The sequence below is a fragment of the Occallatibacter sp. genome (assembly GCF_035317045.1).
GTDB lineage: Bacteria > Acidobacteriota > Terriglobia > Terriglobales > Acidobacteriaceae > Telmatobacter.
The window spans coordinates 169,799-182,682 of sequence record NZ_DATHHT010000012.1; the positions used below are offsets into that span (position 1 = coordinate 169,799).

Genomic DNA, 12,884 nt, shown 5'->3' on the forward strand with positions numbered 1-12,884 from the left:
CCATGCGAATCGGATATTTGGAGTGCTTCTCCGGCATCAGCGGCGACATGCTGCTTGGCGCGCTTGTGGATGCAGGCGTGCCCTTTGCCCTGCTCGAAGAAACAACGGCCGCGCTGAACCTCGGTGCGCATCTCGAAATGCGCAAGGTTAGCCGCGGCGGCCTCGCCGGAACCAAGATCGATGTGGTCGTCGATGATGCGGCCGTGCACGATCATGAAACGCATTCCCATGCGCACACCCATGACCAGGACCACGGCCACTCGCACGAACACACCCATGCGGATGGCACGGTCCACACGCACGACCATGCTCACGAACACGATCATCAGCCGCATCGATCTCTTTCCGCAATCCACGCTATCATCGAACGCGCGCCGATCGCCGATGCGGTTAGAGTCCGCGCCTCTCTGGCGTTTCAATTGCTTGGTGAAGCCGAAGCAAAGATTCATTCGATGCCCATTGAGAAGGTTCACTTCCACGAAGTCGGCGCAGTTGACACGATTTTGGACATCGTCTGCTCGGCCGTGGGCTGCGCGCATCTTGGTGTCGATCGCTGGCTGGCCTCTCCACTGAATGTCGGCAGCGGCACCGTCGAGTGCGCGCATGGAACGCTTCCTGTGCCCGCGCCCGCTACGCTTACGCTGCTTGGCGATGCGCCGGTGTATTCTTCCGGTCCTCCGATGGAACGCGTGACGCCCACGGGCGCTGCGGTCCTACGCATGTTGAATGTGGAGTACGCGTCGCTGCCCGCCATGCGCATATCGAGATCCGGCTACGGCGCGGGTGGACGCGACACGCCGGGTCAGCCCAACCTGCTGCGCCTGCTTGTTGGCGAAGAGACTGCCGGGCATTCCGCTGCCGAGCAAATCGCCATCATGGAGACCGTGATCGACGACTCCAGCCCGCAGCTGATTGCCTACGTCAGCGAAGTGTTGCTGGAAGCGGGCGCCTGGGACGTGTATCGCATTCCCATCCAAATGAAAAAGGGCCGCACCGGCGTGCAGTTAACAGTGTTGTGCCATCCAGATAAGGTTCCTGCCTTACGCGATCTGCTGTTTCGAGAAACCACCACCATCGGCATGCATTGGCGCATCGAGAACAAGGTTTCACTGGCTCGTGAATTCAAGGAAGTGCAAACGGAATGGGGCCCGGTACGTATCAAGATCGCACGCTGGCCTTCCGGCGATATTGCAAACGCAGCGCCGGAGTATGAAGATTGCCGGCGCATCGCCGCGGCGCATTCTGTTCCGCTGAAACAAGTCACGGAACAGGCAAGACGGGTGTTTGCCGCAATACACGAGGAGGAGCGCTGATGGATCGCTCGCAGATTGAAGCGCTGCTCAAGGACGTACAGGCAAACCGCACGGCTGTGCCGGAAGCGCTGGAGCGGCTGAAGGATCTTCCCTTTGAAGATCTTGGCTTCGCCAAGCTCGATCACCACCGCGCACTGCGTACCGGCATGCCCGAGGTGATCTTTGCTGCCGGAAAGACCAACGACCAGGTCTCCCGGATCTTCGCGCATATGGCCAAAGCGGGAGGCAACGTACTGGCCACGCGCGCATCGCGCGAGAACTTCGATGCCGTTAGCAGCGCCGAGCCGCGTGCGACTTACCATGAGACAGCCCGCGCCATCACGCTGGAGCAAAGCAAAGCTCCCGCGGGAAGAGGCAGCATCTGCGTAGTCTGCGCGGGAACCAGCGACCTGCCCGTTGCCGAGGAAGCCGCCGTGACTTCGCGGTTGATGGGGAACGAAACGGAGTTGATCGCCGACGTGGGCGTCGCCGGAATTCATCGCCTCCTGGCGCAAAAGCAGTCGCTGCAATCCGCGCGCGTCCTCATCGTCTGTGCCGGCATGGAAGGCGCGTTGCCGACCGTGGTGGCGGGCCTCGTGAATGCACCGGTACTAGCTGTGCCGACCAGCGTGGGATACGGTGCCTCGTTTGGTGGCGTCGCTGCCCTGCTCGGCATGCTGAATACCTGCTCTCCCAACGTGTCCGTCGTGAACATTGACAACGGATTCGGCGCAGCCTGCATTGCTTCCCTCATCAATCACATGGATTGAGCAGGCCACAACTACCCGCCAAATTCCAGGTGTGGATGCCGGGCGTTAAAATCCATCCCGGGGGCACTCATGTCGATCACCCGGACCCAATCCCGCCGCACGTTCCTCAAAACTGGCGCGGCCGTTGCCGCAGCGGCGCTCGTTCATCCGCGCGCTGGACTCGCGAATGAGAACGAATCCTTGCAGATCACGCCGCCGCTCAGACAATTCGGTTACGGCGAGGTCGAACTCCTGGAAGGGCCACTGCGTGAGCAGTTCGATCGCAATCATGCGTTCTATCGCGCGCTCGACGAAGATTCGCTCTTAAAGCCTTTTCGCCAGCGCGCAGGTCTACCCGCTCCGGGCGAGGAGATGGGCGGCTGGTACAGTTGGGCGCCGCTGAGTGACATTGACAAGCCCGGCAACAACGGCTTCGCTCCCGGACACAGCTTCGGACAATATCTCTCCGGCCTGGCGCGCGATTATGCAGCCACCGGCGACAAGGCAACACAGGCGAAGGTTCACCGACTCGTCAGCGGCTTTGGACCTGCAATCACATCGCATTTCTGGGACGACCACCGCTTCCCCGCCTACACCTACGACAAGATCTCCATCGGCATGATCGACGCACACGAGTTTGCCGGCGACCCTAATGCTTTCAAAGCCCTGGATGCAGCGCTCGATTCTGTGACGAAGCTTCTGCCTCCTGGGGGAATCTCGCGTGCCGAGGAGTTTGCGCGTCCGCATCGAGATGAATCGTTTTGCTGGGATGAGCCGTACACGCTGCCGGAAAACTTCTTCCTGTCCTGGCAACGCGGCGCCGGCAGCCGCTACAAAGTCATGGGCCACCACTTCCTCGCCGACAGTTGGTATTGGGATCCGCTTGCAGCTGGCGAAAACGTGCTTCCCGGCAAACACGCTTACAGCCACGTCAACGCCATGAGCAGCGCCATGCAGGCTTACTTCGTGCTGGGTGACGAAAAGTATTTGCGTGGCGCGCGCAATGGGTTCGATTTTGTGCGTGCGCAGAGTTTTGCCACGGGCGGTTGGGGACCCAATGAAGAATTCCGCAAGCCTGGCAGCGGCGATATCGGCGAGAGCCTGACCAGGACGCACTCGAGTTTTGAGACACCATGCGGTTCCTACGCGCATTTCAAAATCACGCGTTACCTGCTGCGAACCACCAAGGACAGCCGGTACGGCGACAGCATGGAGCGTGTGCTCTACAACTGCATCCTGGGCGTCAAGCCGATCAAGGAGGATGGGCACGGCTTCTACTACTCCGACTACAACAACGACGGATCGAAGGTCTATCACCCGTACAAGTGGCACTGCTGCACGGGAACTTTTTCGCAGGTCACCGCTGATTACGGGATCAGCTCGTACTTCGGCGATGACGAAGGCGTTTACGTAAACCTCTTTGTTCCATCGCGCGTGACTTGGAAGCGCGGCAGCGACCGTGTCAGCCTGGTTCAGCGCACGGATTATCCGCATCGCCCCTCAACCCAAATCGAAGTTGCCACCGACAAGTCCGCTGCGTTTGCAGTGTTCGTGCGCATCCCAGAGTGGGCAGGACCGAAGACAACCATCGCGGTGAATGGCAAGCGTGCCGCCTCCAGCCCCACGCCCGGCCAGTTCGCGCGCATTCAACGTACGTGGAAAAGGGGCGATCGCATCGAAGTCGAATTCGACATGCCAACTACCCTTCAAGCAGTCGACCCACAGCATTCGAAGGTGGTGGCCGCGGTGCATGGTCCGCTGGCACTTTTTGCCGTGGGAGAGATTCCTGACGCCGTGCGTCCTGAGGAGTTGGCCTCGGTTGCGCAGGTCACAGACGGTTCAACCAACTGGCAGGCGAAGACGGCGACGGGCAACATCGCGATGCGGCCCTTTACTGCAATCAGCGATGAGCATTACCGCTTGTACCTCAACGTTGAAGTCTGACGCGAATAAAAACCCGGCCGCGATCGATTCAGCGTGACGTTTCACGATGGGAAAACCTGCTTTCTCGAATCTTCATCAACAGAAAAAGGTGTCAGCGTGGCTTTGACCGTGCAGGAACAGTTCGGGCAGATCGATATCTATGTCTTCGACCAGATTTTGCGCGGGAACATCGCGGCCGGCATGCGCGTGCTCGATGCCGGATGCGGATATGGACGAAACCTGGTTTACCTGCTGCGAGAAGGCTGCGAGGTCTTCGCGCTCGATCAAGACGCTGAAGGTGTCGATCATGTGCGCAAGTTGTCTGCATCGCTGGCGACAGGGCTACCACGTGAAAATTTCCGGGTTGGTCCCATCGAAAAGATGCCATTCGCCGATGGATTTGCGGATGTTGTCATTTGCTCCTCGGTACTCCACTTCGCACGCGACGAGGAGCACTTTCGAAGCATGATCGCAGAACTCTGGCGAGTCCTGAGGCCTGGCGGGATGCTGTTCTGCCGGCTGGGATCAAGAATCGGCATGGACTTTGAAAGAGTGGGAGGAAATATCTTTGTCGTTGGTGACGGATCGAAATGGTTTTTGGTCGATGAAGAAATGCTGATGGACCTCGTCGAAGAGTTGAATGCAGTGCTCGTCGATCCCCTGAAAACCACGATCGTGCAGGACTATCGCTGTATGACAACCTGGGTCATGAGGAAGAGAAGAGGCTGAAGTTGGCGCGGGCTTCGCGATTCACAATTGACACCGCCCGCACGGTGACTGAGACTTGCAGCGAGGAACTGAATCTCTTCCCTGGCGGCCTGAATCTCATGCGAATTTTGCAGCGCGCAGCAACTTTGTGCTTCGCGGCGACACTTAGCTTGTCTTGCGTGGCTCAGCACAAGTCTCCTCTTGCGATCTACATCAAAGAGGACGCCCCGGTGCTGATGCTCGATCATGTGCGTGTCATCGATGGCACTGGCGCCGCGCCGCAGGAGGACATGCGCATCTTGATTGCAGGCGGAAAGATCACCGCCTTGCAGGATGCCAAATCGCACGGCGACTACCCTTCGAATGCGAAGGTCCTGGACATGACGGGCAAGACCGTGATGCCCGGTCTCGTCGGGATGCACGAGCATCTCTTCTATCCGCTGCCCGATCGCCCTGCCGACGGGCTCGCCCTCTACGCGGAGGCAGCAGACAGTGCTCCTCGGCTCTACCTTGCCGGTGGCGTGACGACAGCACGCACTGGCGGCAGCCTCGAGCCGTACACCGATCTCGAGTTGAAGCGCGCTATCGAGGCTGGAAAAATTCCCGGGCCAAAGCTCGACATCACGGGGCCGTACCTTGAAGGCAAGGGCACGTTCGCCATCCAGATGATCGCAGACCTGGTTGCGCACCACGTAGCGATCACATCAACCTTGGCCATTTTTGAAACAATGGCCGGCAATCGTCCTCCGATGGAACGCGAAAGCGCCGCACTGAAAACCTTGAACGTCGAAGCCGCAAGAGAGTACCTTACGGTCCGCGCGAGCAGAGCTGAACAGCAATTGGGGCAAACGCTTCTTCAGAAGGAAATGCTCTTCGAGCATGAATTTGTCGCGGCTGGCGGATTGCTGATGGCTGGTTGCGATCCAACCGGTTATGGCGGCGTGGTGCCCGGCTACGGCGACCAGCGCAATCTCGAGTTGTTGGTCGAGGCAGGATTTACGCCGGTTGAAGCCATCCGTATTGCTTCGCTGAACGGCGCGAAATATATGGGTAAGGACGCTGAGATCGGATCCATCGCTCCGGGCAAGGCGGCCGACATCGTGGTGCTCGGCGGGAATCCTGCGGACAAGATCGAGAACGTCGAAAAAGTGGAGATGGTTTTCAAAGACGGCGTCGGATACGACTCGGCTGCGCTCATCCAGTCAGTGAAGGGGACGGTAGGAATTCGCTGAGGATAATGGCAAGATCCGGCTCTCAGAAAGAAAAAGGCCAAAGCGCGCGGCTTAGGCCTTTCGTCTTCAGGGTTGCAGCATCCACTACGGCCGGTCGTAAAACCGGAAGAACAGCGACGGCTTGGCGCACGGCTCGGCCCTCGCTACCAGCTCTGTCTGCTGCTTTTCATTGATCGGCGTGAAGTTGCGCGCCAGGTGCACATTCTCTTCGAGCTGCGCTGTCGTATCGCATCCGATAATTACCGTGCTAACCGGCCGCGAAAGCGTGTAATACATAGCTTCGCGCATAGTCAGCGTGCCCGGCTTGTCGGTCTGGATCGTCATGCCTTCCCACGAGTGCTTCTGCTGCTCGATCGGTGGCGGTGTCCAGGTGGATAGAATGCGTCCGCGGCCCGGAATCTTCATCCCGATGATGCCCATCTGCTTTTCGACCGCGAGCGGCAGCAGCGCATCGTTGAAGCTGTAGTGATGCGGGTCGGCCGCATTCATCGCCATCAGGATGCAATCGAAGTCGTGCCGCTGAATGCACTCGACCAGTGCATCGGGCCTGTAGTGTCCGGTAATGCCGAGATACCGAACCACTTTTTGCTGCTGCATGTCGAGCAGCGCTTCCATGGCGCCGCCTTTTGCGAAGATCTGGCCGACGTCATAGGTGGTGCCCACGTCGTGCAGCTGCCAGAGATCCACGTGATCGGTCTGCAGCAACTGGAGCGATCTCTCGATCATGCGCATCGAGCCATCGCGCGTGCGTTCCTTGGTCTTGGTCGCAAGAAAGGCCTCGTTGCGGCGCTTCGCCATCACCTTGCCCACGTATTGCTCACTCCAGCGATCGGGTCCTCCGTAGATCGACGACGTATCGATGTAGTTGACGCCAAGATCGAGCGCGCGCTCAACGATCGGCACAGCGATGTCGAAGTTTTTGGGCTTCTCCAATGCGGCCTGACCGCCCAGCGAAAAGATGCCGACCTTATAGCCGGTCTTGCCCAGATTGCGCGTCGGCATGGCCTCTGGTGTCCGCGGGTTTGAAGGTAGGTCTGGGAGCGTCTTGTTCGGCGTTACGGCAAATGCGGAAGGAGTCAGCAGCGCCGCTGTGGCGGCTCCGCCAATCTTCAAAAAGTCGCGACGGCCCCGGTTGCGGGGCGATGCAGAATTGTTCTCGTTCATGGAGTTGCTCCTCGTTGGAACACGGACGCTCGCTCAAGGTTCGGGCGAATCCATCATAAACCTCTGCGCCTGCCCGCGTTTCCCGCGCCCTGCGTGAAGAAACCGGTCGATTTGATAATCTAAGGTTCAGGGAGCTTAAACATGATCACTTCCCCGTTTCTTGTCGTACCCGTTATCGCAGCAGTCTTCTTTGCCTGCATCCTGTGGGCAACCGGCGGCACCGCCGATGGAAAGACTGAGGATGGGCACGAAGCACACTGATCTCACCGGCTGGCAGCCATGCCGGCAAGCCGGTTCTTGAGCTCTCCCGGCTAGATTCGTTGCACTTTCAGGCACTGAATCGTGCAAATCCTCAAGCAAAAGGGCCGCTGCTAGATGCGTAGCGGCCCTGATTCATTTGTAGTTTGCTTAGTCGTGCTTCTTGTCGTCCTTCTTGTCGTTTTTCTTATCGTCCTTCTTTTGATCCTTGTTTTGTTTCTGATCGTTCTGCTGCTTGTTTTGTTGTGGCGAAGCAGCCTGGGGATTTGACGGTGGAATCGGCCTTTCCTGTGGCTGATACACCGGCCGTTCCGGAGGCATCACCTGTCGCTGCTCCTGGGGTGGAGGACTCGGCCGTCCCTGGGGCGGATTGTTTGCCGGCGGAGGCGCCTGGTCCGTGTGCTTGTTCGGTTGTACAGGGCCGAAGTCCTGACGATTCTGCTGCGGCGGCGGGTTCTGGGGCTGTGGCTGGTTTGGCCTTCGATCCTGCTGATAGTTCGGCCGATCCTGCTGCGAGTTCGGAGGCGGCTGCATCGGCCGACCTGTTGGCTGTACTCCAGGCATGACTGGTTGCGGTCCGGGTTGACGATCGTTATTGCCCGGCGCCTGGTTCGGCCTATCTTGTTGCGAATTCGGTGGCGGCTGCATCGGCCGGCCTGTTGGCTGCACTCCAGGCATGACCGGTTGCGGTCCGGGTTGACGATCGTTATTGTTCGGCGCCTGGTTTGACCGATCTTGCTGTCGATAGTTCGGGGGAGCCGTGGGCTGGCCGGTCGGCTGCACCGGCTGCTGACCCGGCTGCCGCTCGTTGTTGTTATTGTTTGTTGGCGGATTGGGGTTCCGTTGCGGATTCAGTGGCTGCCGCTGGATTCCCTGTACCGGCCCCACCGGGTTTGCACGCGGCGCTCTTCCCTGAAAGCCGTCAGTCGGCGAACCGGGTTGTTGCTGCTGGCCGTTTTGGACTCCAGGAAAGCGGCCTCCCCCTGGGCCGTTCTGAACCGGATGCGCCGGGGCCGCCACAATCGTGCGACCGGGCAACTGCCGCATCGGGGGCGCCGGCCTTACCGGTGCGGCAACTGGGGTTGCCCCCGGCCTGGCCGCGATCTGCCTGCCTTGCTGATTGATCAGCTCTGGCCTCTGGATCGAAACCGGAACCGGACGGGTCACTGGACGCGAGACAAAGGCTCGCGGCGACGGAGTTGCTTCCGGCCGAGCCAAGGGCCGAGCCTGCTGCATCTCACGCGGATCGACGTGAACCGCAACATTCCGCATTGACCTCCCTGACGCAAAATCATCCTGACGCATCGCCGACATGCCGCGCGTCTGGTTCACATACGTAATGTTCGTCACGTTGACGTTGACGTATGTGTTCTGAACGTGAACTCGCTGAGACTCGCGAATGTTGGTGATATTTACCTGGTCGATATAGCGCGGGCTGCAACGATACCAGGGGCGATAGGCTTCTCCCGGTCCGAGCGGGAACCAGGCAGAAAGGCCGCCTCCGCCGCCAACGTGAACGCCGCCGGCAAACACCACCAGCGCCGGCGACCAGATCGGACGCACGTTCACCGGTCCCGGCACCCAGCCCCACCTGCCGCTGTAGTTTACCCACCGGCCGTAGTGGAAGGGCGCGTAGCCCCACGATTCATCCTCGACCCACACCCATCCCCACGGATCGCGGTTGATCCAGTGCCCGTTGTGATAAGGCTCCCAATCTGCCGAAACATTGCGCGGAAACCAGACCGCACCGTACTCGGTCGCAGGTTGCCAGTCGCCACTCGCGTCCAGGTCGGCCGCTCCCGGAATGTCGGGGCTGACGTATTGGAACGAGGCAACGCGCGCCAGTTGCTGGTCACGCTGCTGGCTCCACGAATCGAGATCGTCGGGGCCTGCAGGTTGCAGCCACTGCGGAGAGACGGGATTAGACCCGGCAAGTTCGAGGGACTGGCCGTAGTTGAGTTCCTGGCGAAAATCGCCAGCGGCCGTAATGTCTGCGAATTGGCCGAGATTGGTGAACACGGTCGCGCCCTCGGTGGGCAGGACGTCTACACGTATATCGCCCGCATTCCCGAATTCCGCATTGCCATTCGGCGTGCTGATGTCGAGCAGTTGCCTTGGCCACAGCCCGAAGCTGTGCAGGTGGATCGAACCCTGGGCGATGCCAAAGTTGATGTTGAAGGTAGAGTCGTCCACGAGCGTGACATCCGAGTTCGGCCCGATGCGCACGTAGGTCTGTCCAACCTGGATTTCGGCTCGCCCGTCGGAATCAGTGAAAATGCGGTCGCCGGGACCGACAGGAAGATTGGGATACGCCTGTCCCCAATCGTCCGAGGTAACCGGCTGTATGGATACGTTCCCTGAGATATAGGAAATGCGGCCAGCCTCCGGCGGAGGGTCATCCTGAGCGCAAGCTGATGCTGCCGCTGCCATCGCTGCGGCGCACACGGCGGCAAGCGCGAATCGTTTGGAGGAGCTGAGAGCAAACATACAAAGGTCCTTTCGTTTTCTACGTCGCCGGTTTCATCCGCCAAGGCTACGAGGCAAGGTGCCAGAAACACATCTGTTAACTGCCCGTATTTCGAACGTGAACCAGTCTTGTGGCTACAAACTACTGAGAATACTAACCCTCGTTGCGAAAGAAAGTAGTACAAAGATGTTGGAGCAAGCTTGGGAACCAGCGGAACCGGCGGATGCGCCGCACCGTACTACAGAGAGTGAGGGCGAATCTGATGAATCGAAAGGCGATCTGTATTGTGTTGGGAACAGCCTTGGCTACCGGAATTGCGGGCTGTCGAGTCCATGTGGATAAGGATGCGGACGGGAAAGAAAAGAACGTTCAGGTCGACACACCGTTTGGTGGAGTCCATGTGAATACCAACCAAATATCCGCGGCCGATCTGGGGCTGCCTGTCTACCCGGGCGCTGAAATTGTAAGAGATAAGGAGCACGACAAATCCGCCGACGTGAACATGGGCTTCGGTCAATGGACGCTGCGCGTCAGGGCTGTGAATTATGCCACTCCAGACACGCAGGACAAGGTGACCGCGTTTTATAAGAAGTCCCTCGGCCGCTACGGCGATGTAATCACCTGCCAGGGAAATGCTCCGGTCGGCACACCCACGGCAACGTCAGAAGGGCTGACCTGCAGCGACAGCGGGAATCACGGAAACGTACGGATCGATGACAAGGATTTTGGCGTCCACGGGGGCCTTCAGCTTAAGGCTGGCTCCAAGCGCCACCAGCACATCGTCGGATTTGAAGATCCCCTCGACGGGAAGACTCGATTCGCCCTGGTCGCTCTCGATCTGCCGGCCGCGGCGGATGGAGGCAAGAGCGACTAGGCCTACCAACGTCTGCAGAGTGCCCTAACCGCATTTTTTTGCGCGCGAATGGGGTGGTGGATACCATAGAATTCCTCCACAGGTATCACACCCCACCCTATCGGAGCTCAGAAGATGCGCATTTCACTCGCCCGCCTTTCCCCGGCGGCGCTGCTGGCGGTTGCCGCGATTCTCTATGCCGCGGAAAAACCGAAGCCGGCCCCGTCACCTGCCCCAGTCGATCCCTACGCTGAAGTTCAGCCCGCCACCGAGTCCCTCGACATGTCGATGTATGAGCGGATCCGGGATGAAGGCCTGAATCACTCGCATGTCATGGAATTTGCTTCAGCGTTGATGGACGGGATCGGCCCGCGCCTTACTGGTTCGCCCAATGCAAAGAAGGCCAATGAGTGGACACGCGACACCCTGACCAAGATCGGGCTTGAAAATGCTCATCTGGAAGATTGGGGCGAGTTCGGCCTGGGCTGGCAGCAAATGAACACGTGGGCTCGCATGGTGACCCCCGATACGGCAGTGCTGATTCTGCAGTCAACTCCGTGGTCCCCAGCAACGCCCGGACCCGTTACCGGCGACGTGGTCTTCGTCAATATCCAAGCCGACAAGGATTTTGATCAATACAAGGGTAAGCTCGCCGGCAAAATTGTCCTCTACGGCGCCATGCGCGAAGTTCCGCCCGTGGACAAGGCCCCTCTTCGACCGCAACACAGACCAGCAGCTCGAAGAGATCGCCGAGTTTCCAGTGACCGGCGGAGGTGGTGGTCTCCCACCAGCGATGCAGGCACGTATGCGCACGTTTATGGAACGCATGCGCATGATCGACAAGATCGCGCAATTCTTCGCCGACGAAAAAGTCGCGGCGGTGATTGAACCCAGCCGCGATGGCAAGAATGGCGGCGGTAGCGGCGGCACCTTTTTCGATGACAACGGCGCGACGCTCGGCCGAACCCCCTACCTGGCCGACAAGCGTGTGAAGATTCCGGTTGCTGTCGCCGCCATCGAGAGTTATGGACGTCTCGACCGGCTCGTAGAGGCGCACGTGCCCGTGACCGTTGAGATCAATATCGATACCAAATTCACCGGTGAGCACGAGCACGCCTATGACACCGTCGCCGAGATTCCCGGCACCGATCCAAAACTGAAGGACCAGGTTGTGATGCTCGGCGGCCATCTGGATAGCTGGATAGCCGGAACTGGCGCCACCGACAACGGAGCAGGAACCATCGTAGCCATGGAGGCCGTGCGCATTTTAGAAGCGCTCGGGGTCAAACCGCGCCGCACAATTCGCATCGCGCTCTGGACTGGCGAGGAAGAGGGCCTGTTCGGATCGAGGGGCTACTGCAGGCAGCACTTTGGTTCTGCCGCGCTCTCCACTGCGCCAGACCAGGTGGCTCTGCCTGAATTCATGCGCCGCGCCACTGGCCCACTCGAAGTCAAGCCGGAGCAAAAACTTGTCTCCGCCTACTTCAACGTTGACAATGGCTCGGGAAAAATCCGCGGCATCTATACGCAGGGCAACGCTGCCGTCGCTCCCATCTTTGCGCAATGGATCGCATCGCTCAAGGACCTCGGCGTAACGACGCTGACGATGCGGAATACCGGCGGGACCGATCACTTGAGCTTCGACGCAGTTGGCATCCCGGGTTTCCAGTTCATCCAGGATGATCTCGATTACGAAAGCCGGACCCACCATTCCAACCAGGATGTCGTTGAGCGTTTGCAGGCTGCAGATCTGAAGCAGATCGCCACGGTGGAAGCGATCTTCGTTTATAACGCCGCACAGCGCGACCAGATGATACCGCGTAAACCGTTGCCCAACCCGCTAGACGAGCAGAAGCGACGCGAACCGATCGGGGGAATCTTCCCCGGTGCAAACCCGCCAGCCGCCCCAGAGAAGCAGTAGGCTCGGTTGTGGCCTTGTAACCCTTTTCAGCCTTTTAAACAAAGCCCGTCCAGCTACACGCAGGGCGGGCTCAGTTTTTTGCCGGCGCAATCCAGACATTGCTTCCTGAGCGACGCCAAATCTCTCCAAGTTCCAACCATACACAGCGATGCCGTCGCCGGGGCATCGCGCCCGAGATTCTGCTACACTTAACGGAGCGTACCAAGCGGGAAAACGCACCAGGCCGCGCCCGATGATACGCACCTGCACACCAAGTTCGGGGAGTGGCTCAGCCTGGTAGAGCACCTGGTTCGGGACCAGGGGGTCGGAGGTTCAAA

Annotated in this window: 10 protein-coding genes; 8 read left to right on the plus strand and 2 right to left on the minus strand. The window is 59.4% G+C overall.

From position 1 onward, the window contains the following. Window positions 1–2 precede the first annotated feature (2 nt). The 5 genes from larC (at window position 3) to VK574_RS06060 (ending at window position 5,904) form a co-directional block, all read left to right on the plus strand. The gene (gene larC / locus VK574_RS06040; RefSeq protein ID WP_472798917.1) at window positions 3–1,313 is read left to right on the plus strand and encodes a nickel pincer cofactor biosynthesis protein LarC; all 1,311 of its coding nucleotides are present in this window, start codon (window positions 3–5) and stop codon (window positions 1,311–1,313) included. After that, on the plus strand, window positions 1,313–2,062 hold the full coding sequence (larB, locus tag VK574_RS06045) for a nickel pincer cofactor biosynthesis protein LarB (protein ID WP_472798918.1): 750 nt from the start codon (window positions 1,313–1,315) through the stop codon (window positions 2,060–2,062). The genes larC and larB overlap by 1 nt, the downstream gene beginning before the upstream one ends. Window positions 2,063–2,131: 69 nt before the next feature. After that, window positions 2,132–3,985: a beta-L-arabinofuranosidase domain-containing protein gene (locus VK574_RS06050; protein WP_472798919.1), complete on the plus strand. Its 1,854-nt coding sequence runs from the start codon at window positions 2,132–2,134 to the stop codon at window positions 3,983–3,985. A 96-nt stretch (window positions 3,986–4,081) separates the two neighbouring features. Further along, the gene (locus VK574_RS06055) at window positions 4,082–4,693 is read left to right on the plus strand and encodes a class I SAM-dependent methyltransferase (RefSeq protein WP_472798920.1); all 612 of its coding nucleotides are present in this window, start codon (window positions 4,082–4,084) and stop codon (window positions 4,691–4,693) included. A 158-nt stretch (window positions 4,694–4,851) separates the two neighbouring features. After that, a complete protein-coding gene (locus VK574_RS06060) occupies window positions 4,852–5,904 on the plus strand; it encodes an amidohydrolase family protein (RefSeq protein WP_472798932.1) in 1,053 nt (350 codons plus the stop codon). A gap of 84 nt (window positions 5,905–5,988) precedes the next feature. Here the strand turns inward: VK574_RS06060 and VK574_RS06065 are convergent, their stop codons facing one another. Both VK574_RS06065 and VK574_RS06070 read right to left on the minus strand, forming a co-directional pair. Continuing rightward, window positions 5,989–7,068 (minus strand): aldo/keto reductase, encoded by a 1,080-nt coding sequence (locus tag VK574_RS06065; RefSeq protein ID WP_472798921.1) that lies wholly within the window; start codon window positions 7,066–7,068, stop codon window positions 5,989–5,991. A 408-nt stretch (window positions 7,069–7,476) separates the two neighbouring features. Continuing rightward, a complete protein-coding gene (locus tag VK574_RS06070) occupies window positions 7,477–9,813 on the minus strand; it encodes a DUF6600 domain-containing protein (protein WP_472798922.1) in 2,337 nt (778 codons plus the stop codon). 242 nt (window positions 9,814–10,055) lie between these two features. Here VK574_RS06070 and VK574_RS06075 point away from each other — a divergent pair, with 242 nt between their 5' ends. From VK574_RS06075 to VK574_RS06085, 3 genes are all read left to right on the plus strand, one after another. Beyond that, a complete protein-coding gene (locus tag VK574_RS06075; RefSeq protein ID WP_472798923.1) occupies window positions 10,056–10,667 on the plus strand; it encodes a hypothetical protein in 612 nt (203 codons plus the stop codon). 114 nt (window positions 10,668–10,781) lie between these two features. After that, a complete protein-coding gene (locus tag VK574_RS06080) occupies window positions 10,782–11,534 on the plus strand; it encodes a hypothetical protein (RefSeq protein WP_472798924.1) in 753 nt (250 codons plus the stop codon). Further along, on the plus strand, window positions 11,452–12,567 hold the full coding sequence (locus VK574_RS06085; RefSeq protein WP_472798925.1) for a M20/M25/M40 family metallo-hydrolase: 1,116 nt from the start codon (window positions 11,452–11,454) through the stop codon (window positions 12,565–12,567). The genes VK574_RS06080 and VK574_RS06085 overlap by 83 nt, the downstream gene beginning before the upstream one ends. Window positions 12,568–12,884 lie beyond the last annotated feature (317 nt).

Bases quoted from the DNA above. Each gene is read 5' to 3' on its own strand.
- larC (WP_472798917.1), top strand. From the start codon at position 3: ATGCGAATCGGATATTTGGAGTGCTTCTCCGGCATCAGCGGCGACATG.
- larB (WP_472798918.1), top strand. From the start codon at position 1,313: ATGGATCGCTCGCAGATTGAAGCGCTGCTCAAGGACGTACAGGCAAAC.
- VK574_RS06050 (WP_472798919.1), top strand. From the start codon at position 2,132: ATGTCGATCACCCGGACCCAATCCCGCCGCACGTTCCTCAAAACTGGC.
- VK574_RS06065 (WP_472798921.1), bottom strand. From the start codon at position 7,068: ATGAACGAGAACAATTCTGCATCGCCCCGCAACCGGGGCCGTCGCGAC.
- VK574_RS06070 (WP_472798922.1), bottom strand. From the start codon at position 9,813: ATGTTTGCTCTCAGCTCCTCCAAACGATTCGCGCTTGCCGCCGTGTGC.
- VK574_RS06075 (WP_472798923.1), top strand. From the start codon at position 10,056: ATGAATCGAAAGGCGATCTGTATTGTGTTGGGAACAGCCTTGGCTACC.
- VK574_RS06080 (WP_472798924.1), top strand. From the start codon at position 10,782: ATGCGCATTTCACTCGCCCGCCTTTCCCCGGCGGCGCTGCTGGCGGTT.
- VK574_RS06085 (WP_472798925.1), top strand. From the start codon at position 11,452: ATGCGCACGTTTATGGAACGCATGCGCATGATCGACAAGATCGCGCAA.